The 21,280-nt window shown below is 62.8% G+C and carries 18 protein-coding genes; 15 read left to right on the top strand and 3 right to left on the bottom strand.

All coding sequences use genetic code 11. The features are described from left to right. Positions 1 to 63 precede the first annotated feature (63 nt). From AC1DNG_RS06010 to AC1DNG_RS05980, 7 genes are all read left to right on the top strand, one after another. Complete coding sequence (locus tag AC1DNG_RS06010) at positions 64 to 1,059, top strand: ABC transporter substrate-binding protein (protein WP_476886902.1); 996 nt, start codon at positions 64 to 66, stop codon at positions 1,057 to 1,059. Between the two features lie 135 nt (positions 1,060 to 1,194). Next, the gene (locus AC1DNG_RS06005; protein ID WP_476886901.1) at positions 1,195 to 1,989 is read left to right on the top strand and encodes an ABC transporter permease; all 795 of its coding nucleotides are present in this window, start codon (positions 1,195 to 1,197) and stop codon (positions 1,987 to 1,989) included. After that, a complete protein-coding gene (locus AC1DNG_RS06000) occupies positions 1,986 to 2,759 on the top strand; it encodes an ABC transporter permease (protein WP_476886900.1) in 774 nt (257 codons plus the stop codon). Before AC1DNG_RS06005 ends, AC1DNG_RS06000 begins: the two co-directional genes overlap by 4 nt. Beyond that, a complete protein-coding gene (locus AC1DNG_RS05995) occupies positions 2,749 to 3,585 on the top strand; it encodes an ABC transporter ATP-binding protein (RefSeq protein WP_476886899.1) in 837 nt (278 codons plus the stop codon). Before AC1DNG_RS06000 ends, AC1DNG_RS05995 begins: the two co-directional genes overlap by 11 nt. Beyond that, positions 3,582 to 4,277 (top strand): TetR/AcrR family transcriptional regulator, encoded by a 696-nt coding sequence (locus tag AC1DNG_RS05990; RefSeq protein ID WP_476886898.1) that lies wholly within the window; start codon positions 3,582 to 3,584, stop codon positions 4,275 to 4,277. The genes AC1DNG_RS05995 and AC1DNG_RS05990 overlap by 4 nt, the downstream gene beginning before the upstream one ends. Continuing rightward, entirely contained in the window at positions 4,274 to 4,987 is a 714-nt protein-coding gene (locus AC1DNG_RS05985) for an SDR family oxidoreductase (RefSeq protein WP_476886897.1), read from the top strand. Before AC1DNG_RS05990 ends, AC1DNG_RS05985 begins: the two co-directional genes overlap by 4 nt. A gap of 29 nt (positions 4,988 to 5,016) precedes the next feature. Next, complete coding sequence (locus tag AC1DNG_RS05980; protein WP_476886896.1) at positions 5,017 to 5,892, top strand: VOC family protein; 876 nt, start codon at positions 5,017 to 5,019, stop codon at positions 5,890 to 5,892. An 18-nt stretch (positions 5,893 to 5,910) separates the two neighbouring features. On the opposite strand, the gene AC1DNG_RS05975 is transcribed toward AC1DNG_RS05980, so the two are convergent. Beyond that, positions 5,911 to 6,615 (bottom strand): GntR family transcriptional regulator, encoded by a 705-nt coding sequence (locus AC1DNG_RS05975; RefSeq protein ID WP_476886895.1) that lies wholly within the window; start codon positions 6,613 to 6,615, stop codon positions 5,911 to 5,913. 130 nt (positions 6,616 to 6,745) lie between these two features. Between AC1DNG_RS05975 and AC1DNG_RS05970 the strand changes: the two genes are divergently transcribed. The 4 genes from AC1DNG_RS05970 to AC1DNG_RS05955 are packed head-to-tail and all read left to right on the top strand — an operon-like array spanning position 6,746 to position 12,635. Next, the gene (locus tag AC1DNG_RS05970) at positions 6,746 to 7,588 is read left to right on the top strand and encodes a fumarylacetoacetate hydrolase family protein (RefSeq protein ID WP_476886894.1); all 843 of its coding nucleotides are present in this window, start codon (positions 6,746 to 6,748) and stop codon (positions 7,586 to 7,588) included. A 2-nt stretch (positions 7,589 to 7,590) separates the two neighbouring features. Next, complete coding sequence (locus AC1DNG_RS05965) at positions 7,591 to 9,204, top strand: FAD-dependent monooxygenase (RefSeq protein WP_476886893.1); 1,614 nt, start codon at positions 7,591 to 7,593, stop codon at positions 9,202 to 9,204. A gap of 21 nt (positions 9,205 to 9,225) precedes the next feature. After that, complete coding sequence (locus AC1DNG_RS05960; RefSeq protein WP_476886892.1) at positions 9,226 to 11,208, top strand: flavin-containing monooxygenase; 1,983 nt, start codon at positions 9,226 to 9,228, stop codon at positions 11,206 to 11,208. A gap of 5 nt (positions 11,209 to 11,213) precedes the next feature. Further along, positions 11,214 to 12,635, top strand: a complete 1,422-nt coding sequence (locus AC1DNG_RS05955; protein WP_476886960.1) for a carboxylesterase family protein — start codon at positions 11,214 to 11,216, stop codon at positions 12,633 to 12,635. Positions 12,636 to 14,350: 1,715 nt separating this feature from the next. On the opposite strand, the gene AC1DNG_RS05950 is transcribed toward AC1DNG_RS05955, so the two are convergent. Continuing rightward, entirely contained in the window at positions 14,351 to 15,127 is a 777-nt protein-coding gene (locus AC1DNG_RS05950) for an SDR family NAD(P)-dependent oxidoreductase (protein ID WP_476858234.1), read from the bottom strand. Between the two features lie 214 nt (positions 15,128 to 15,341). Between AC1DNG_RS05950 and AC1DNG_RS05945 the strand changes: the two genes are divergently transcribed. Continuing rightward, entirely contained in the window at positions 15,342 to 16,958 is a 1,617-nt protein-coding gene (locus AC1DNG_RS05945; RefSeq protein WP_476886891.1) for an FAD-binding oxidoreductase, read from the top strand. Between the two features lie 60 nt (positions 16,959 to 17,018). Here the strand turns inward: AC1DNG_RS05945 and AC1DNG_RS05940 are convergent, their stop codons facing one another. Continuing rightward, positions 17,019 to 17,993, bottom strand: coding sequence for an AraC-like ligand-binding domain-containing protein (locus AC1DNG_RS05940; RefSeq protein ID WP_476886890.1), 975 nt, complete (start codon positions 17,991 to 17,993; stop codon positions 17,019 to 17,021). A gap of 420 nt (positions 17,994 to 18,413) precedes the next feature. Between AC1DNG_RS05940 and AC1DNG_RS05935 the strand changes: the two genes are divergently transcribed. From AC1DNG_RS05935 to AC1DNG_RS05925, 3 genes are all read left to right on the top strand, one after another. Then, positions 18,414 to 18,992, top strand: coding sequence for a TetR/AcrR family transcriptional regulator (locus tag AC1DNG_RS05935; RefSeq protein WP_476886889.1), 579 nt, complete (start codon positions 18,414 to 18,416; stop codon positions 18,990 to 18,992). A 559-nt stretch (positions 18,993 to 19,551) separates the two neighbouring features. Continuing rightward, positions 19,552 to 20,772: an acetyl-CoA C-acyltransferase gene (locus tag AC1DNG_RS05930; RefSeq protein ID WP_476886888.1), complete on the top strand. Its 1,221-nt coding sequence runs from the start codon at positions 19,552 to 19,554 to the stop codon at positions 20,770 to 20,772. Further along, positions 20,769 to 21,182, top strand: coding sequence for a PaaI family thioesterase (locus AC1DNG_RS05925; protein WP_476858230.1), 414 nt, complete (start codon positions 20,769 to 20,771; stop codon positions 21,180 to 21,182). The genes AC1DNG_RS05930 and AC1DNG_RS05925 overlap by 4 nt, the downstream gene beginning before the upstream one ends. Positions 21,183 to 21,280: the final 98 nt, after the last annotated feature.

Below are 21,280 nucleotides of genomic sequence, written 5' to 3'. Positions count from 1 at the left end.
TCGTCGGTCCAGGCGGTAGGCGGGAAGGCCCGCGCAGCATTCACTCAAGGGAGAGCGAATTTTATGAACATCAAGACAAGCCGCGCCGCGGCCGTTGGCGCCATGGCACTTGCCCTGACACTCAGCGGCTGTGCGGCCGGGTCTGTGGACGGCAGCGCCTCCACGGCGGCCGCGAGTGGCTCCGCCGGGCTCACCAAAGTCAACTACGGAATGTTTCCGTCCAACACCGTTGCAGCGCTCCAGGTTGCCATCGACAAGGGCTACTTCAAAAAGCAGGGCATCGACCTCAAATTGGTCGTGGGCGCGGGCAGCAGCGCGGCACAGTTGCCCGCACTCGCGACCGGGGAGCTCGACTTCATGCTGGCCAGCCCGGTCACAGCACTGACGGCAACCACGCAGGGCCTCGATGTCCGCATCGTTGACGGTGTTACCCAGAACGATCCCAAGATCGTGGAAGACTCAACCGCCGTGGTTGTTGGCGCCTCCTCGGGTATCAAGAGCGCCCGTGATCTCGAAGGCAAGAAGGTCTCGGTCAACGCACTGGGCAGCATTGGAGAAATCGGCATCCGTGAAGCCGTCGCCAAGGATGGTGGGGACCCGAAGAAGGTGACGTTCGTCCAGTTGTCATTCCCCGAGGTTGCAGCCCAGATCGAAGCCGGCCAGATTGATGCAGGGATGGCGGGTTCGCCCTTCATGCAGCAGGTAGTGGCCAAGGGCGGCCGGGTGGTCAGCGACTTCATCCATGACACAGGCCTGGGCGAGAATGAACTCGTAACGATCTCCAGTGGAAAGGTCGTGGACGGCAACACTGACCTGGTCAAGCGGTTCCATGCAGCCATGAAGGAAGCTCTGCCGTTCCTGACTGCGAACAATGACCTGATCCGCGCGGCAATGCCTGCTGCGCTCGGCACCGATCCGGCCGCCGCAGCGAAAGCACAGCTCTCCCTGTACAACGCGGATGTCTCGAACGAGACCATCCAGTTGTTCGCGGATTTGCTTGTCAAGTACGGCATCGTGAGCACCAAGCCAGACGTTGACAAGGTGATCTGGAAGCCGTAACCCCGTTGTCGGGGCCGTTCGTCGGCCCCGACCGCCCATTGATCGCAACAACTGAGAGCAGAACAAACCGTGGAAACGCAAACTCCAACCCTGAGCAGCGTGGCTGTGAGCACCCTGCCTACGCGGGAGCACAGAGTGCGTCGTGCTGCCCGGTGGACTGCTGTCGGGCCCTACGTCCTGGGTGTCACCGGCATCCTCGCCGCACTCATCATCTGGGAACTCTACTCAGCCTTTGGCCCGGTCAGTCAGCACCACCTGCCACCACCGTCGGTGGTGCTTCCAACATTCTTCACCAACCTGACCTTCACCCAATTCTGGCTGACCATGGGGCAGACGATGTGGGCGTGGTTCCTGGGGCTCGGCATCGCCACCCTCGGTGGTGTCGCCGTTGGCCTGCTCATCGGATCCAGCAACTTCCTGCGGTCTGCGACGCACACTACCATCGAGTTCCTCCGCCCCATCCCGGCCGTGGGACTGATCCCATTGGCTGCACTGCTGTTCGGACCGAGGATCGGCGCCGAGCTCATGATCGTCGTTTACGGTTGCTTTTGGATCGTCATGATCCAGGTCCTGTACGGCATCACCGATATCGACAAGGTGGCAAATGACACGGTTCACACCATGCGGATGACATGGCTGCAGCGGGTCCGCCACCTCGTACTACCAACGCTTTTGCCATACCTGATGACCGGCATTCGGATCGCGGCCACAGTCGCACTGATCCTCGCGATCAGCTCAGAGCTCATCGTCGGCACGCCGGGGATCGGCCGGTCAGTCGCGCAGGCCCAGCTCAACGACAACCCGCCAGCCATGATCGCCCTAATCCTCACAGCCGGTCTGCTGGGCATCCTGGTAAACGTGATATTCCGCTTCATTGAGCGCAAAGTGCTCTTCTGGCACAGCTCAGTCCGTTCGGAGGTGGCGGTATGATCGCCCTCAGACGCCTAGGTATGTGGTTCGGCCTGCCGGCCGTCCTCATCGCCATCTGGTGGGCGGCCACAGCCCAGGGAGTGAACTTCTTCGTACCCAAACCGGACAAGCTGGCCAGCACTTTTGCCAAGGTCTGGTTCAGCGAAAAGTTCTTCACGGACGTTCTCCCCAGCCTGGGGCGACTTTCCATCAGCCTCGTGATCTCCATAGTCCTCGGGGTGGTCCTCGGGGTTGCGATTGGGCTCTCACGGAACTTGCGCTGGCTTCTCGAGCCCCTGCTCGAATTCATCCGGGCGGTACCCTCAACGATCCTCATTCCGGTTCTGCTACTGCTGATCGGTATCAATGACACGATGAAGGTCACCGTCATCGTCCTCGGCTGTCTCTGGCCCATCCTGCTCAATACTGTGGAAGGCGTGCGGTCCCTTGATGAAGTCCTGACCAATACCGCCCGCGTCTACGGCCTCCGTGGATTCGACCGCATCCGCTACCTCGTGCTGCCGGGGGCCTCGCCGCTCATCATGGCCGGCGTCCGCCACAGTCTCGCTGTCGGCCTCATCCTCTTGGTCGTCTCGGAGATGTTCGCTTCGACCGACGGCATTGGCTATTCGATTATTAACTTCCAAAACCGCGTCGCGATCCCGGAAATGTGGAGCGGCATATTCCTCCTGGGGATCATAGGAGTGCTGCTTTCGGTTGTATTCCAGGCGATCCAGAAGCGTGTTTTGGGATGGTACTACGGTCTTAAGGAGGCCTCGAATGACGGCTAACAAGTCGGAAGTCCGACTCAGTGTCCAGCAGGTGCGCAAGGTCTACGGCGTAGGCTCGCGCAACGAAGTAGAGGCCGTACGGTCCCTCACTTTCGATCTGCATGCTGGCGAGTTCGCCTGCCTCGTGGGGCCGTCCGGCTCGGGGAAAACAACGCTGCTGAAATGCATCGCTGGCCTCCTCGAGCCCACCTCCGGCGACGTGGTGCTCGACGGCCGGCGCGTTGCCGGCCCCGCCGAGGGCATGGCAGTGGTCTTCCAGGAGTACAGCCGCAGCCTGTTCCCTTGGCTGAGCGTCGAAGACAACGTCGAACTGCCGCTGAAGACCTCCGGCGTGCCAAAGGCAGAACGCAAGGTCCGCGTCAGCGAGGCTCTCGAGGCCGTCAGCCTGTCCCACGCAACCAAGAGCTACCCCTGGCAGCTCTCGGGTGGCATGCAGCAGCGCGTCGCAATTGCCCGTGCTGTCGCCTCCAACCCCAGCGTTCTGCTCATGGACGAGCCCTTCGCAGCAGTCGACGCGCAAACCCGAGGAGAGCTCGAAGACCTGGTCCGGGATGTCTGGAAGCGCTTGGACATGACCATCCTCTTCGTGACCCACGACATCGACGAGTCCGTTTACCTCGCGGAACGCGTTCTCGTACTGTCCAGCTCGCCGACCATTATCCAGGCCGACATCCACATCGACCTTCCGGACGTCCGCAGCCAAGCTGACACCAGATCGCTTCACCGCTTCGGCGAACTGCGCCATCAGGTCTACGAGGAAGTCCAGTTCGCCAAGACCAACCCGGGTGGCGAACGGACGGCAGCCCGCGGGGAGTTGCGCGCATGAGCCCCAAGGCAAGCGCTGACGTCGGCACTACTGGAGCTGTCAAACCGGAGACGGGCAAACGTCGCCGGGTCCACCAGTCCACCCCTGAAAACGAACGCGCCATTCTTGAGGCCGTGCTCCAGCTCGCGGTCAAGGTGGGCTACGAGGGTACGACGATGGCGGAGGTGGCCCGCGTGGCCGGCCTTCCCATCGGCTCGGTGTACTGGCACTTCGAAAACAAGGAAGGCTTGTTCGCCGCGCTGATCGACTACTGCTTCGAAAACTGGAAGACGCGTCACCGGGGACCGGAAAACAGGGCCATCCTCCGCACGAGTATCGCCGGATCTGCGGCCAATTCAGCCGATCCGGAGAACGCACAGGAAGCATTCTGGATCATTGGCCTGCTCTTTGCATTGGAGAAGCGGCTGGCGGGGAACGCTGCACGCCAGAAGTACCTGGAAGTGCGCGAGGAGATGTACGAACTCATGGTCGAGGCTGTCACGCCGGGTCTCCCCGCCGCAGCCTTGAACGTGAAACCCGACCTCGCGCGCAAAGTGGTCATGCTTGGCCGCGCCCTAACAGATGGTTTTTACATATCGGCATCAGCGGGGGACAAGGTCGACTTTGCAGAGGCGGCAGAGCTCTCTGCACTGGCCATGGAGAAGCTCGTCCAGCACTACGCCGAGCTTGGGGCTGCGGCGGATCAACCATGAGCGGTTCCGATCCCGTGGCACTGGTGATTGGAGGTGGACGCGGCATTGCTGCCGCCGCTGTTCGCGCGCTGGCGGACGACGGATTTCGTATTGCCGCACTTTCACCGTCCGGCAGCGCGATGGAATTGGCCCGCAGCCTGGGCGGCGTCGGAACCAAGGGCTCCAACCGGTCCATTGGGGACCTGGAGGCAGTCACGGACCTGGCGCTGACCACGTTCGGACGCATCGACGTCGTGGTTAATAGTTCCGGACACGCAGCCAAAAAGCCTGTGCTGGACATTAGCGATGAGGAGTGGGCGGAAGGCTACGAGATGTACCTGCTCAGCGTCATCCGCATGGCTCGGATGGTCACACCCCATCTGGTTGCGACAGGCGGCGGAGCGATTGTCAACGTCTCCACGAGTTCCCCCTATGAGCCCAACCCCGACTATCCGGTGTCAGGCACGTTCCGTGCGGCCCTGGGTACCTTCACCAAGTTGTACTCCGACGAGTACGGGCCATCCGGAATCCGAATGAACAACGTTCTTCCGGGCTTCACGAAAGAGGATCCGGGCACTGTGCCGGGGGAATGGACCACTCGAATACCTTTGCGCAGGGCTGCCAGCACCCAAGAGGTGGCCCGCGTCATCAGGTTTCTCGCCAGCGAGGAAGCCAGCTACATCACAGGCCAGAACATCCGAGTGGATGGCGGCGCGTCCCGCTCCGTGTAGGGGCCGACGCTGAACGAAAGGTTACAGCTATGACACTTGGTGTGATTGCCGAAATGGGCTATCTCGCAATGCGGACCCGCGACTACGAGGAGTCGCTCGAGGTGGCGACTGACGTCCTCGGTCTGCGCATGACACACGACGACGACAATAGGGCCTATTTGTCCGCGGCGGACCGTCACCACGAGCTCGTCTACGTCAAGGGCGAGGAAGACGGCATAGACCATATCGGCCTTGTCGCGGACAGCCCGGAGGGTTTGGAGGTCATTCGGAAGCGTCTCGAAGCCGGAGGATTTCCCATCCTCACGCGGAGCCCCCTGGAACGCGAGATCGGCGAGGGCTTCGCCGTCATGGGCCCGGAAGGCTACCTTTATCACGTATATGTCGGAATGAAGACTTACCGTCATGGTCCAGCTTCCTTCGGACCGGACCGCTACGGCCACATCAACATCCACCCCCAGAATCCGACGGCGATGAAGGACTTCCTCGTGGAGTTCTTCGGCTTCAAGGTCTCCGACGTCATCGGTAAAGACTTCGGATATTTCCTGCGCTGCAATCCGGACCACCATGGCATCGCGCTCATCAAGGGACGCGGCACACTGCACCACCATGCATGGCAGACGCAGTCCGTGGCCGACCTCGGACGACTCGCGGACCGCTTGTTCGCCCGGGGCCGTCGTCTGATCTGGGGCCCGGTCCGTCACGGTGCAGGCCACAACATCGCTGCATACTATGTCGAGCCCAACGGAACTGTAGTCGAGCTCTACACGGACCTTGAGCAGATCCACGAGATTGATCGTCCTCCCATCGAGTGGAGCCAGGACGACCGGACATGGTTCAACCGGTGGGGCGTCTACAACGGCGAGGATTTCCGCTCACATGGCGTCTTCCCGGTCTCGTTGGACTAAGCGGCCGCCGTGCCGTTCCTACTCGTGGGACGGCGCGGCCTCTGCGGCGGCGCGGAATTCGGCGGCTTCAATAATGTCGATCGTGCGCATGTAGTGCTCACGCAGCAGTCTGGTGGCCGTCGGCGCATCCCGCGCGATGGTCGCCTCGAGGATCGCACGGTGCTCGGCCTCGATATCCCGCGATTGTGCACGCTGATCCGGGGCCGTCCACAGCCGGTAAAGGGCAGTGGCTTCCCCCAGGGTTGCTGCGAAGTCCTGCAACAGTGGGACAGGGCAGGCTTCCAGCAACTTTGCGTGGAAGGCCTGGTGGGCGAAGAACCACTCGGAGGTGATGTGGTTCGGATCTTCGGTCCCCCGGCGAGGGGTCCGCTCCAGCCGATGGTGGACAGCGAGGAGGTCGGACTCCCACGTGACGTCGCCGTGCTCGATGGCCAGGGTCAGACCGTATTCTTCCACTCGACAGCGAAGCTCGCCCAAGCCACGCAACTCTTCCAACGTGTACTCCGAGATGAAGAAGCCCCGATTCGGGCGGAACTGCAGCAGCTTTTCACCCGCCAACCGAACCATGGCCTCCCGGACCACGGTCGAGCTGGCGGCGTAACGCTTGGTCAGCTCGCCGATCGGCAGGTTTGTGCCAGGGGCCCACTGTGCCGCGAAAATATCGGCCCGCAACATGTCGCGGACCCCCACGCTAATCGTCTCTGCATTCGCTTGTCGTGCCATGAATTCAGACTACACATACGCACTGACCATGTGAAAGTGCGTTATTGACCGAAGAATGCATTCTGGATACAGTTCAAGCAACAACAAGATTCCCCGACGGCGAATGCCGTCGGCACCAGAAAGGACTTACATGCGCTACGCGAGTTACCTCACCCCGGCAGGACAGCCCACCTGGGGTCTGGAGAACGACGGCCAACTGTTCGACCTGGGTCCCAGCGGCGTCAATCTTTCTCCTTCACTTCAGTCGGCGATTGTGGACGGCCTGCTTGCCACGACGCCGGAATCCGACGGTGCGCCGGTCCAGCGGGTGGAAGGAACCCAGTTCCTCCCACTCCTGGCTGCGCCCGGCAAGGTGATCTGCATCGGTGTCAACTACCGCAGCCACCGCGAAGAGACGGGGCGGGCAGACGTCGGAAAGCCGACGGTATTCACACGTTTCTCCGACACGCTTGCCGCGCATGGAGCCGATTTGCCGATTCCCAGCGAGAGCGACATGTACGACTACGAGGGCGAGGTCGCATTGGTCGTGGGAGCTCCCGCGGATCACGTCAGACCGGAGGATGCGTTCAAGGTCGTCGCCGGCTATGCCGCGTTTAATGATTTCAGTGCCCGTGACTGGCAGCGCCACACCGGACAGTGGACTCCCGGGAAGAACTTTCCGCTCAGTGGCGCATTTGGTCCCTACTTCATGACTGCCTCCGAGGTCGGAGACGTCACAGAACTCGTCGTTGAGACGAGGGTCAATGGAGAAGTCCGGCAGCGCGCTGCGGTTGCGGACCTCATCTTCGACATCCCCGCGATCCTCGAATACGTGACGGCATTCACCCCGCTGTCCCCGGGTGACGTCATTGTGACCGGAACCCCCGGAGGCGTGGGACTGTTCATGGAGCCGCCGACGTTCCTCGCCCCCGGCGACGTCGTCGAGGTTGAGGTCGGCAAACTCGGCACCCTGCGCAACGTTCTCGTCGCCTAAAGATGCGCGAAGGTAACGCCATGGACGACTTCGATGTCGCGGTTGTCGGCGCCGGTCCGGTGGGATTGACTGCGGCGCTGCTGCTCGCCGACGGCGGCGCCCGTGTCGCGCTGCTCGACGCCGCCAACGCGCCGATGGACCTGCCACGGGCCATCAGCATCGCCGACGAAACCTTTCGGACCATGGACCGTTTGGGTCTTGCCGATGCGCTGAAGGAGGAGTCACTGCTCGGCACCGGGAGCCGCTATTTCGGATTGAACGACAGGCCCCTTGCCTCGTCGAAACCCGCTCCGTCCCGCATCGGACATCCAGCCAAATCGCAGTTCGACCAGCCCGTACTGGAAGACCTCCTCTGGACTAGAGCCAGCAACGATAAACGCATCTCTTTTCTCACCGGTGCCCAGGTAAACAATATTGCCCAGGATGCTAAGGGAGTTACCGTCGGTTATCAATCGGCATCCGGCGGAGGCACTGTTGCAGCAGGATGGCTTGTAGGTGCGGATGGTGGGCGCAGCTTCGTGCGTGAGGCACTGGGCATTGACCTGGTCGGATCAACCCAGCAGGAGCGCTGGGTGGTCATTGACCTGGTCAACGTTCCGGGCGCCCGCGAGCCCTACGCCGAGTTCCACGGCAACGGGACGCGCCCTTACGTTCTCGTCCCCGGGATCAAGGGGCGGCTGCGCCTGGAGTTCATGCTTTTCGACCACGAAGACGCGGACGCGATGACGGCACCAGCAAAAATCCTGGAATTGTCCCGCCCTTTCCATTCCAAGGTTGGGCCGGAGGACGTCAGACGCGCTGTAGTGTATGTCGCCCACCAACGCATCGCGCGCACCTATCGCTCCGGCCGCTCGTTTCTTGTAGGCGATGCAGCACACCTCATGCCGCCTTTCTCCGGGCAGGGGCTAAACGCCGGACTGCGCGACGCACTCAACCTCAGTTGGAAACTTCTGGAAGTCCTCCGCGGCCACGGCACGGACCGTTTGCTGTCGACCTACGAATCCGAACGTCGCTCCCACGCAGCCAAAATGGTGAGGGTTTCCCGTCGGACGGGCGCGGTGGTCATGGCCGTGGGCCCGTTCCGGACCACCTTCCGGGACATAGCCTTCCGTACGGTCAGCCTGATCCCGGCAGTTCATCGGTATTTGGGATCAATGCGTTTCATTTCGCCGCCCGACTGCCGCGATGGACTTGCCGTAAAACCGGGACGGGACGTTGATGGCCGCCTGGGGGCCTGGGTAGGTTTTGCGCTGAGCCAACCATCGGTGGCAGACCTTGACGGATGGACCACACCGCTCGATGCCCACCTCGGCGATGGCTGGGCTCTCATCACCCTGAAAGCCGAAGGCACCAGATCCGCCAAACCGGACCAGTTCTGGGCTTCACTCCGTGCCCGGCGGCTTCGACTGGCAGGCACTTCCACGACGCCAACGTCGGAGGACGGTGGCCCGTTCCTGCTCGATGCCGAACGTGTGCTCGCTATACCGGGTCTCTCCAAGCCCCACACCGTGGTGGTTCGCCCTGACCGCTATGTCGCTGCGGTATTCACTGAGGAAAGCGAACAGTCCGTCATCAACCAACTGCGTTCTTACGTCGACCCCCCGTCACGGCGCTGACCCACTTTCAAGGAGGAATTAATGCCCAGCATGCAGGACTCGCGATCAGAGACCGCCCGATTCGACGATCTCTATTGGGAGTCAAACTCAGAACCCATCGATGAAGACGATGCCCTTTTGGAGGACATGGCCGCCCAAGCGGAGCTTCCCGTGCTGCTCGCCGCGATCGCGGCGGCGCTCGGCGATACATCTTCGCTCAGCGACGACCTTCAGCCTCCCTTGAGCCTGGTGGATACCCAAGCCCATCCACACGGGGGCATGTCGCCGGACCAGCAGGAACGCGCCAAGGCAGTGGCGTTGGCCGGGTTGCGTGAACTCCGGGACAACGGGATCACAGCAGTTGATCTGCTCCCGGATGAGACCGTCACTGATCTCCTGCGTTTCCTCACCGCTGGGCGTGAGCATTGGTACGGTTCGCTGAAACATGAGCTTGACCTCGCCGCGGACAAAGGCGGAGCGCCGCAATGGCATTTCGATGACGTAGCTGATGGTCGCGAGTTCCCCGTGCTCATAGTCGGGGCCGGTATCGCCGGTATCGCTGCGGCACATAGGTATAAGCAAGCTGGCGTGCCCTTCATCGTCGTCGAGGACGCTCCCATGCTGGGTGGGACGTGGGCCAAGAACTCCTATCCGGGTGTCCGGCTCGACACCCCGACTTTCGGGTATTCGTACTCGTTCGCGCAGCGAGGCGACTGGCCCCACCAGTTCGCGCAGGGAAGAGACGTTCTCGACTACGTCCGCGACGTCGCCGAGCGCGCGGGAATCGTTGAGAATATAGAGTTCTCCACCCGGCTGAACGGGCTGCGCTGGGACGAGCGGACCCGCATTTGGAAGGCAACCACCCGCGATGCCGCCGGGAAGGAGCAGACCAGGAGCTTCGCGGCTGTCGTGAGCGCTCTCGGCCAGTTGGACCGCCCCCACATCCCCCACTTCGAGGGCATCAACCAGTACCGCGGTGTCACCATGCACTCACAGGAGTGGTCACACGAGGCGGACTACGCGGGAAAGCGCGTCGCTGTTATTGGCACAGGCGCCAGCGCTTACCAAATTGTCCCGGCTCTGGCAGACGACGTAGCAAAACTCGTGCTCTTCCAGCGCAGCGCACCCTGGATGCTGCCGGCACCGAACTATCACGACGACGTCACCGACGCCTTCACCTGGCTGCGACGCAAGGTGCCGCACTACGCGCAGTGGTACCGCCTTTGGGCGACGGTCCAGGGTATCCCCGGCCGATTGCACACCGTGACGGCAGAGGAAGGCTGGCAGGGAGCCCCATTGAGCGTCTCCCGCAAGAACCAAGAGGTCCGGGAGGTGCTGACCGAACGGCTCGCAGCGCAATTCGCGGAACGCCCTGACCTGCTGGCTCATGCGGTTCCCAACTACCCTCCGGGCGCAAAACGGATGCTCCGTGACAACGGAGTGTGGGCCGCCGCCCTCAAATCCACGCACACAACGGTGGTCACTGCCGGTATCGATCGATTCTCCGAGCGCGGGATCATCGACAATCATGGCGTGGAGCATGAGGTCGACATCGTGGTTTTCGCCACCGGGTTCAAGCCCTCTGACTACCTCGATGAGGTTGAAGTCATCGGACGGGACGGTGTGGAAATCCACGACTTCTGGCAAGGCGATACCCGCGCCTACAACGGCATCACAGTCCCCGGCTTCCCCAACTTCTTCCTCATCTATGGCCCCAACGTCGGAGGTGTCGTCGCCGGGAGCCTGCACTTCATGATTGAACGTGCCGTCGAGTTTTCCCTCAAATCTGTTTACGAGATCCTGCAAAGGGGTGTCGCCGCCATCGACGTGAAGCCCGCCGCCCTCGACCGCTTCGTGGACTGGATCGACGCTGGCAACCGCCGGATGGCCTGGGGGCAACCCTATGTCCACACCTGGTATCAGAACGCCCACGGCCGTGTATCGCAAGTCTGGCCCTATACGAACGCGGAGTATTGGCAGATTACCGAGGCGGTCAGCGAGAGCGATCACGAGTTTATTGCGTGAACCCCATGCTCACGATTCCCACACCTCAAGGTGCCGTGCGCGCGCATCTCCACGCAGGAGTGATCGATGCGCGTGGAGTGCGCTACGGGGCTCCGAGGACTGATCCCCGGTTCGGTGAGATCGACGCGATTTCGTCAGGCGAAGTACAGGCACCGCCGATAGCCTTCCCACAGACGCCAGGTGTGCTCGACAGCTTGCTGGGGCCCGCCCTCAGTGAACTAGAACAGCAGGAAGATGCGTTCACGCTTCGGGTCCAGGCGCCGGCGGGTGCGGCAGGACTTCCTGTCGTGTTCTTCATTCCCGGAGGGGGCTTCACGACAGGCTCGGGCGAAAGTCGATGGTACGAGTCGCCAACATTCGTGAGTGACGCGCGCATCGTCCTCGTCACGGTGAACTACCGGCTCGGCGTATCGGGGCACTTCGGTCCGCTCGGGGACCCGGCAGAGTCGACCAAGCCGGTACGCGATCTCCAGGCCGCGTTGGAGTGGGTGCGGGGGAACATCAGCGTCTTGGGCGGGGATCCCGGGAGCATTACGATCGCGGGAGATTCTGCGGGGGCGTGGTACGCCTACGCGCTCAGTTCCGACCCGCGCATGCGCGGTTTGGCCGCGCGGACCCTGCTGATCAGCATGCCTCGGTTGGCACCGCTGCCCGTGGACATCTGGCTTCGGCATCGGGCGGCCGTCATCGACGCCGTGGGCTCAGAGGCGTCTCTGCTGACCGCGCCGGTCGGGGCGGTACTTGCCGCGCAGGGACGCGCCCGGGCCGGCCTCCAGGCTTTTCCCTACATGCCCGCGGAATCGCAGGAGACGCCAAGCGACCTGGCACGATACGCCTCCTCCGCCCCGAGAATCCATACCGACGCTGTCCTTCTGATCACGACAGCCGAGGAGTCTGCCGGCTTCCTTCGTAACCAGCCGCGCGCAGATTATTCGAAGGCAGACGTGGACCGGTTTGTTGATCGGACATTCACCGATCCCGCAACAGCGGCGGCCCATCTTGAAACCTGTGGCGATGATCCCGACGCGTACTTACGTATGGTGCGCGCGGCGACGTTGGCGCACTTTCGCACGCCCGCACTCGAGATCGCAACCCATGCACCCGTCCCCGCGCAAGTCGTTCGGCTGGATTATCGCAGCAAGCTCGAGGCAGCCTACGCGCCACACTGCTTCGTTCTGCCGTTCATCTTCGGCGACACCGCCCACTGGCAAGATGCCCCAATGCTCGACGGCGCTTCGATGTCAGAATCGGCGCGGGTAACCGTCGCCATGCGAAAGCTGATCACTGACTTCGTGCACAGGGGAGTGAGGACGTCCGATCGATTCGACCCTCTTACTCCACAGACACTCAGCGTGGATGCTGACGGTATCCGCCTGGAGCCGGCGCTCGACGCCGGGCTGGGAGTGCGCGAGGATCACAGTGAATAGGCCTCTCGTTTGAAACCCGTTGTGCAATCGCTGAGCTTTCCCCGATCCCAGACCCCCGATCAACGGAAGATGGACAGCCGACCCGGCAATGCAGTGAAAACCGCAACGAGATAGAGGATTCCTAACCACGCATGCAGAGACAAATTGTCTCGTCTTTACCATTCACGCTTTAAGAGAATTGGATGCCGCCTTGGACAGGGCTGTCGATCTCTTGAAGCCCGCAGCCATCCTCAGACAGGTCGGCATCTCGGTAACGCGCTTGGACCCAAACCGCTACGAGGTGTGCCAGTGACGTCCCACCGGGCGTAACAATGGAAAGCTGGGCAGATTCCGCAGGCAAACATGCGGAAGATCAGGGCTGCTGGTTGTTGTCACCCTACTGGCCCTGGGGACTGGGCTGGCGCCTCGTGGCCTCCATCGCCGGCGGGCTTCCTGCTGAACAGCGACCTGATTATTATCACCGGCGCCTGGTCGGCTCCTCCGGCGCCTACCCGACCTAACATCAGGTGCAAGGCTATAAACCGGTCGGCGATCACTGAGATGAAGGAGGAAGCTTCGGGATCGCCACCCCACTGGAGAACGCCGAATACGGCGAGCACCGCGAAATCACGGTCCAGGCTACCGCGCGGAAATGCTCACTAACGCCGCTAGCGTCGTCATCACCAGGGCTACGGTGTGGCCGTGGTCCAGGAGCCTTGGCTGCCCCACTTCTGCAAGGGTGGCCAGTAGGTGTCGGTCATGCCGCTTCGTGCCCGTTTGCCTATGAGATGTTCGGAAAGGAGGAACGAACAGCCATGACCCATGTTGAATCCCAAACTGTGCAATGCCACCTCGGTGGGTGTTTGATAGCAGTCGTCACCGACGCTTTGGAGAACATTGGGCCCGAGCGGAGCCACATCATGCACAGCGTGAAAATGTCGAGGGCCGCACTGTCACGGCAGACGTCTGGGCCCGGCAACGAAATGGGCAAGAATGAGGGTGTGCACAATGTGCACACCCTGGGCGTCGGATCGGGTCGTACTGGTGCCGGATCGGGCCGGACTCCGCACGTTTCCGGGAGTTCCCAGTGTTTGCAAGGGTAGGAATGCGGTTCGAGTCCCACCTCGGGCACAGCATTCCCCTTCGTCAGAGGGGTTTTTGCTTTAACGTGTGTAGATTAACCCTGCTCGGGCCCCTCTGACGCTGTTCCGTGACTGGTGCCTGGCCGCCGCGGTGGCCTACTCGGTTGAGGGGGTGGCGGGGTCAGGGCCCTGGCCGGTGGGCCCTCCGCCTGCTGGGATGTGGGGTCATCCGGGTCTCCTTTCTGGGTTGGTCTGGTGGCCGTGCTTGGCCTTGTACCTATTCATGCCGCGGGGTTCTGTTGATTACATGACCTGAAGGAAGTTTTCTTGGAGATTCTTCGACCCCCTTTGGTCCGTCGTGTCGATCTGGGAGGTGGTTGGGAGTTCGTGGCCGACCAAATCGGGTGCACTATCCACCCATGTACGCGAGTGTGCCGTGGCTCATCGGTGGCTCGCTCCTTGCCGCTTTCTACTGACACGAGTTCATGCAGCCACGAGTTCTGAGTGACCTGACTTTCGGGCTGTCTTCTTGAGTCCTGCCTTACGGTCATGCGGGCAGCCGGCCACGGACTGCGTGGATGGCGAAAGACGCGTCCACAGTACGGCTGCGGGCGGGGATCGAGGCCCTTCTTGTGCGGCCGGTCTCGCTCGGACCTACATCATCGCGCTGGCTCCGCCGTCTACGACCAGGTGGGATCCCGTGACCCATTTCGCCTCTTCGGAGGCAAGGTAGAGGCCTGCATACGCGACGGCGAGTGGGTCCCCGGGTTTGCCGTCAATCGTGCGCTCGACGATCGGGGCGACCGGTGCGTTCTCGCCAAATTCCTCGAACATCGCGAGTACTGGCGGAGTCGCCATGACACCAGGACTCACGCAATTGACGCGAACGCCGACGGCGACACCCTCTGCGGCGAGCTGCCGAGTGAGAGCGATGACGGCCCCTTTCGCGGCAGCATGGGCGGCCTGCGGCAGGGCCCGGGCACCCTGGATCCCGGCGCCCGAGCCGATGTTCACAATCGCGCCCCCGACGGCGGCCAAGTGCGGCCAGACGCTTTGGCAGGCATGCCATACCAGGTCCAGCTCGTTCTGGATGGTGAACCGGTAATCCTCGTCGCGCATCTCGGCGAACGGCGCGAATTTCGGCATGCTGGCGTTGTTGTAGAGCACGTCGATGCGGCCGTGACGTTCGATCGTGCCGCCAACCCAGCGATTGATGTTTTCCCGGTTGCCCAGGTCCATCGGTGCGCTTGATTCGATCGCGCCTCCGTCGGCCTCCACCAGGCGGACCGTCTCTGCGGCTCCGTCGGCATGGAGGTCGCAACCGACGACCGTGGCGCCCTCGCGGGCGAATAGCCGGGCGGTAACCCGGCCCATTCCGCCCCCGATGCCTGTCAACAGGACGACTTTTCCTTCCAGACGACCACCAGCCATGGTTCCTTCTCCGTTCATCTCGTCATTTGTTAGTGGGCCCATGCAACCACGGCGAGGAGGGGGCCGGAGGCGGGCGCGGGCCCATAGTGCAGTTCGTGCACACTTCTGTGCACGAACTGCACTATGGGCCCGCGGTCTCCCCACCCCACCACCAGATGGCGCAGGATGAGCAGCACGTGTTACGCACGACACACCGCATCAAAGGAGATGATGAATGATGAGTATCACCCCCGAAACGTCGACGCGCCCGCTCCCACCCGGCGTCACCGAGTTCGACCTCGAAAAGGCACTCGCGGCGTTCGCCGCTGCGATCGGCGAAGACAAGGTCGCTAGCGATGCAGCGTCCCTCGAGGACTTTCAGGATCCCTTCCAGGTTCCCGGCTCCGCCACGAATCTCCCGTCCGCAGTCGTCAGCCCAACGAGTACTGAGGACGTCCAGGCAGTCGTTCGGATCGCCAACGAGTATCGCATCCCGTTGTGGCCCATCAGCCGCGGCAAGAACAACGGCTACGGGGGAGCTGCCCCGCAGGTGCGCGGCTCCGTCATGCTGTCCTTCCGGAACATGAATCGCGTCTTGGAGATCAACGAGGAGCTCGGGTACGCCATCGTGGAGCCCGGTGTGAGCTGGTACGACCTGCACGATGCAATCAAGGCCGGAGGCCACAACCTTGTCGCCTCCATCGTGGACATCGGCTGGGGAGGTGTCGTCTCGAACACACTCGAGCACGGGCTGACCTACATGCCGTATTCGATCGACCAGGCCTCGCACTGCGGGTTCGAGGTCGTACTCCCGAACGGCGACCTCATGCGCACCGGCTCGGGCGCGATGGACAACAACCCGACCTGGCCGCTGTACAAGCGCGGCCTCGGGCCGACGTCGACTGAGATGTTCATGCAGTCCAACTACGGCATCGTCACAAAGATGGGCTATTGGCTGATGCCCAAGCCCGAGGTGTACATGCCGCTGTGGCTGCGCGTCTGGGACGAGGCGCAGATGCCCGCCGTGGTCGATGCGCTGCGCGAGCTCATGCTGGCCGGCACTATCGACATGCGCCCGCAGCTGTCGAACACGCTATGCATGGCCTCGATGCTCACCACCCGTGCCGAGTGGTACACCGGTGAGGGCCCGATGCCCGAGGAGATCATCGACAAGATCGCCAAGGAGATGGGACTGGGCCGGTGGATGATGCGCTTTGCGCTTTATGGCGACGATGCGGTGGTCGACCACAATTTCGCCAAGCTCGAGACCCGTTTCCTTCAGATCCCAAGCGTGGATCTTATGGGCCAGAAGCACGGGGCGGACGCCTGGGAGACGCTGCCCAACCCGCACGAGCGGGTGCAGATCGGGGTGCCGAGCCAGGACCTATACAAGATGGCCGGATGGTCAGGCGGCGAGGAGGGCGGCCACGTGGACTTCTCGCCGGTCATCCCGCTCACGGCCCAGCACGCGATTGCCGCGCAGAAGCTTATGGCCGAAATGTGCGCCGAGGTGGGCCTTGATTTCTTGGGTGGCATGCTCCCGATCAACGCCAGGTCGACCACGTTCATCAACGTGATCCCCTTTGACACTAAGAACCCGGAGCAGGTCGCCAAGGCATACGCCCTTGCCAAGCGCATGGTCGCCGCGGCGGGCAAGCGAGGCTACGGCGAATACCGGGCGCACCTGTCCTTCATGGATCTGGCGGCTGACCAATTCGGCTTCAACGGCCACGCGCTGCGGCGCTTCAACGAGACGATCAAGGACACCCTTGACCCGAACGGAATCATCGCCCCGGGCAAGTCGGGGATCTGGGGCACCCGCCTGCGTGAGGCAGGCTTCCCGCAGGCGTGATGGCCTATCTTTGGGGAGCCCCCGCCCTGCCCAATGGGCAGGTGCCGGGAAGACCCCGCCCTAACAAACGGGCGGGGTCTTCCCGGCAGGCTCCGGCAGATGCCTGGCATCCCGCGGGGCACAGCCGTGGACCTCGCGGAAGGCCCTGCTGAAGCTCGCCGGATGGCGGTATCCCCACCTCGTCGCGACCATCGCGATCGTCGTTTCCGGGGACCGCCGCAACTCGCCCACGGCACCCTCGAACCGGCGTTCGCGGATCCAGGACGACACCCCGGTGCCGGAGGATGCAAAGAGCTTGTGGACGTAGCGCGTAGACACGAAGTGGGCCTGCGCGATCCGCTCGGGCCCGAGTTCCGGGTCGTGCAGGTGGTCCATCACATACCGCTGCATCTGAGCGAGCAGTGCCTCAGGGCCGGAGCGCGGACCGGAAATCTCCTGCGCGCCGTACATGCTGCGAAGCAAGGGCAGCAGCATCTGTGCAGCGCCTTCCCCGTCAGGGCTCGTGAGTCCGCCGCCGCTCGTTGTGGTTCGTGCCAGCTGCGCGAGGAACGGGGTTGCCGGCCCAGTGAGCCGTCCCTGGCCCGAATCCACCCGCGTCGCGGAACGCCGGGCGATGCCCTCGGCCTGCGCCCCTATGAACCATTTGGGAATGCTGAATACGAGTACCTCGAAACCGTCGCGGCCCTCAAAAGTGGAAGGCCGCGACGTATCGTGGCACGCAATGTCACCGGGGCGGAGAACACAGCTGCGATCGTCCTGTTCGATATAGATCGTGCCTCTGGTCATCAAATACAGCAAGATGCACTCCGGATCGGCGGCGGCGATCATCTGCTGCGTGCGGGCCACCCGGTGCGCAAGTCCTTGGATGGACTGGACCCCGACCGGCCCGACCTGGCCAATGGCCAAGCGGGCCTCGAAGGAGGGCGCCCCGACCGATTCAACGTGCATCGGGAAGAAGCGCTCGGCGATTCCTGCAGACCAGTAGTCCCGCCGCTCGGCCGGAGGAACCGACCGGGTATCCAGTACGGAAGTCATCGGTCCACCTCGGATGAAGTTCTGTGATAGATCTGCGGTGCAGGCAAGCACATGCCGAGTAGGGAAGGTCTGGCGTTGCCGTCGGAAGATGCAGTCACGGCACCTCCTTAGAAGATTCGATCCGTTTCGTACCGAGTGTAAGGCGGGTCACAATTCAAAACAAAGATGCCACGTCACCTCTTCAACGACTCGCTTCAGAATGCCCCAAGGTCCTGCGCCCGAACCGGAAACGTTGGTGATCCAACTTTTCGGTGCCCGAAGATTTTTTGCCGTGCTGCTTGGGTCGTCAAAATCTTCACGTAAACAGGCTTACGCTTCTCGCTGGGCCATCGAAGGTACCTTGCGATGCCCGCTCGTTGAAGCACTAAAGTGGGATCGTGTACGTTTCGTATTGGATGATTATGCACGTATGGTTGACCCATGGCAATCAGAAGTGAAGAAAGTCGTCGGGCCATTTTGGAAGCAACCATGAAGTTGCTCGAAGATTCGGGGCCTACGGGATTTACGGTGCAAAAGCTCTCGATCGAGCGCATTGCCCGTGAGGCTGGCGTCAGCAAGACTACTATCTACAGGTGGTGGTCGAGCAAGGTTGCCGTGGTGATCGATACATTCCTGGACAACCATGTAGCGCGTACTCCAGTGCGCCAGGATGTCCCTGCGATCGACGCGCTTCGTGAGCACATGGCCTCACTTGCGGAGGTCTACGCGGGCAATGAGGGTCGGCTCGTGGCGCAACTCATCGGTGAGTGCCAGGGCGACGAGGCAGCGATGGCTGAATTCAAGAAACATTTCTGGACCCCGCGCGCGCTGGTTGTTACGTCCCTGGTTGAGCAGGCCATAGGCGAGGGGTCGATGCGCAAGGATCTCGACGCCCCGGTCGTCACGGAACTGCTCTATGCACCCGTGTACTTCCGCCTGTTGTTCCAATCGGGCCCCCTTGACGCCAAGGCCACCGATGCCATCTTGCAGACGGCACTGGAAGGGCTTGCTGCAGGGTAGCGGTCCAAAGTATTGCTTATGTTCCCTTCCGGGCCCATCACACGCAGGCCCGGAAGGGCCCTGTGGCTAAAAGGATTGACCAGGCAGCCTTTTGGGGCCGCAGGGGGCATTGGAAAAATGAGGCTGCGCCCCTGCCCGGCTTTGCTGGGAAGCAGTATTCCAGCCTTGGCCGGGGCGCAACTCCGGCCCCAGTTTGGGTGACACGCACCCCTATTGGGACGCAAGAGGCCTTCGGCGGCTGAGCCGGTGAACGGCCACGCCTCCAGCGGTGGCGCGCCCCTGTCCGCGTCCATTACCTTCGCGACGCGTCTGGCGCACTGCGCGCCTCCCGCAATCCTCTTTAATTCCGCGACTCCAGCGATGTCCGCATAATCTCGAAAAATCCCATGGCCTTGTGTAATACGATACGGTTCGTATATATTCGGAAAAGTATCGGATGCAAGAACTTGGGCCCGTGCCCGTTGTGCACGCGGACAATGCGTCCCGGTCCAAATCGTCTTTCCGGGCCCTTGAGGCCGGCCGGTCGTTCTGGCGGGCCACAATGAAAGGAAACATCATCGTGAACACCGCCATCGCGCCGAATGACGCGGTCGTCGTCGCCTACCGCAGGACACCGATCGGCCGGGCCCGCAAGGGATCGCTGGCCGGTGAGCGACCCGAAGACTTTGCACTGGCAGCCATCCGGGGAGCGCTCTCGGCGGTTCCGCAGCTGGACTCCGCCGAGTTCGCGGACGCCTACGTGGGTTGTGCGGTACCGCAGGGCGCGCAGGGCGACAACATTGGACGCCGTATCATGGTGCTCGCAGGATTGGACAGCGTCCCGGCGGTCACCGTGAACCGCTTCTGCGCCTCCTCGTTGCAGGCCACCGCGATGGCGGCCCAGGCCGTGCGGGCGGGCGACGGGGACGCGTTCCTGGTGGCGGGCGTCGAATCGACCACCTCGACACCGCCCGTGGTTGAATCACCCCACCCCGCCTTCGCGGACGCGGCGCGGCGTGCCGATGGCATCTTCGAATCCGGCCAGCCGTGGGTCGACCCCCGGGCTCGCGGGCAGCTGCCCGATGTGTATCTCTCCATGGGCAAGACCGCCGAGTTCGTGGCCCGCCAAACCGGCACCACTCGCCGCGACCAGGACGAATGGGCTCTGGAGTCCCAGCGCCGGGCGCAACGGGCGATCGAGTCCGGGTACTTCGCCCGCGAGATCGCGCCGGTGACAACGGCAGCCGGCACGGTGGTCCGCGCCGATGACGGCCCGCGCCCGGGCACCACCCTGGAGGCCCTTTCCGGCCTCAAACCGGTGTTCCACGAATCCGGAACCGTCACCGCGGGCAACGCCAGCCCGCTCAACGACGGCGCGTCGGCGATGGTGGTGATGAGCGCCCGGCGCGCGGGTGAACTCGGCCTGAAGCCGCTGGCCCGCATCCTGGGCAGTGCCGCAAGCGGCCTCTCGCCCGAAATCATGGGACTGGGTCCGGTGGTCGCATCCCGCCGCCTGCTGGATCGTTTGGGCCTGTCGATCGGTGACATCGACATCGTCGAGCTGAACGAGGCCTTCGCCGCCCAAGTGGTTCCCGTTGTGCGGCAGTTGGGCGCCGACCCTGAGCGGGTCAACCCGTTTGGCGGGGCGATCGCCCTTGGCCACCCCTTCGGTGCGACCGGCGCGCGGCTGGTCGGAACGCTCATCAACGGACTGCAAACCAAGGATGGATCGCTCGGCCTGGTCACGCTCTGCGTGGGCGGCGGCCAAGGCATGGCGATGGTAGTGGAAAGGCTGTCGTGAACCAGCCACGTCTCATTGCCGACCCGGCTCGCTCGATGCTGGCCGCCGACCGGAGCCTGGAAGGGCTCGGCATCCAGGTGCTGCGCGCCAGCGAGGGCCGTGCCACGGCTGTCCTCCGGGTCACGCCCGAGATGGCCAACGGGCACGGGATTGCCCACGGTGGATTAGTCTTCGCGCTGGCGGACACCGCGTTCGCCATGGCCGCCAACACGTTCGGCGCCGGAATCGCGACCGCCGAGGCTTCCATCTCCTACATTTCCCCGGCCCGCATCGCCGACGAGCTGGTCGCCTCCGGTCAAGTGACGTTTCACGAGGGCCGCCGGATGATTGTGGATGTCGTGGTGCGGGCGGGGGAGCGGACAGTGGCCATCTACCGCGGAACGGGACGCGCCCTGCGCCCGTCGGACTGAGCTTTCTGAAAAAGCTGCCGTTACATAGGTCAACATGCGTGTGCGCCCGGACTCCAAGGTTGAGTTCGGGCGCACACGCATTTATGTCAAGATTGCCG

It is taken from the genome of Arthrobacter sp. 01T425 (assembly GCF_056398725.1).
The sequence above is the reverse complement of the archived record's forward strand: the minus strand, read 5'-3'. Positions and strand labels throughout refer to the sequence as shown.

Excerpts from the sequence above, each read along its gene's own strand:
- AC1DNG_RS06010 (WP_476886902.1), top strand. The coding sequence starts at position 64 with ATGAACATCAAGACAAGCCGCGCCGCGGCCGTTGGCGCCATGGCACTT.
- AC1DNG_RS06000 (WP_476886900.1), top strand. The coding sequence starts at position 1,986 with ATGATCGCCCTCAGACGCCTAGGTATGTGGTTCGGCCTGCCGGCCGTC.
- AC1DNG_RS05995 (WP_476886899.1), top strand. The coding sequence starts at position 2,749 with ATGACGGCTAACAAGTCGGAAGTCCGACTCAGTGTCCAGCAGGTGCGC.
- AC1DNG_RS05990 (WP_476886898.1), top strand. The coding sequence starts at position 3,582 with ATGAGCCCCAAGGCAAGCGCTGACGTCGGCACTACTGGAGCTGTCAAA.
- AC1DNG_RS05985 (WP_476886897.1), top strand. The coding sequence starts at position 4,274 with ATGAGCGGTTCCGATCCCGTGGCACTGGTGATTGGAGGTGGACGCGGC.
- AC1DNG_RS05980 (WP_476886896.1), top strand. The coding sequence starts at position 5,017 with ATGACACTTGGTGTGATTGCCGAAATGGGCTATCTCGCAATGCGGACC.
- AC1DNG_RS05975 (WP_476886895.1), bottom strand. The coding sequence starts at position 6,615 with ATGGCACGACAAGCGAATGCAGAGACGATTAGCGTGGGGGTCCGCGAC.
- AC1DNG_RS05970 (WP_476886894.1), top strand. The coding sequence starts at position 6,746 with ATGCGCTACGCGAGTTACCTCACCCCGGCAGGACAGCCCACCTGGGGT.
- AC1DNG_RS05965 (WP_476886893.1), top strand. The coding sequence starts at position 7,591 with ATGCGCGAAGGTAACGCCATGGACGACTTCGATGTCGCGGTTGTCGGC.
- AC1DNG_RS05960 (WP_476886892.1), top strand. The coding sequence starts at position 9,226 with ATGCCCAGCATGCAGGACTCGCGATCAGAGACCGCCCGATTCGACGAT.
- AC1DNG_RS05955 (WP_476886960.1), top strand. The coding sequence starts at position 11,214 with ATGCTCACGATTCCCACACCTCAAGGTGCCGTGCGCGCGCATCTCCAC.
- AC1DNG_RS05950 (WP_476858234.1), bottom strand. The coding sequence starts at position 15,127 with ATGGCTGGTGGTCGTCTGGAAGGAAAAGTCGTCCTGTTGACAGGCATC.
- AC1DNG_RS05945 (WP_476886891.1), top strand. The coding sequence starts at position 15,342 with ATGATGAGTATCACCCCCGAAACGTCGACGCGCCCGCTCCCACCCGGC.
- AC1DNG_RS05940 (WP_476886890.1), bottom strand. The coding sequence starts at position 17,993 with ATGACTTCCGTACTGGATACCCGGTCGGTTCCTCCGGCCGAGCGGCGG.
- AC1DNG_RS05935 (WP_476886889.1), top strand. The coding sequence starts at position 18,414 with ATGGCAATCAGAAGTGAAGAAAGTCGTCGGGCCATTTTGGAAGCAACC.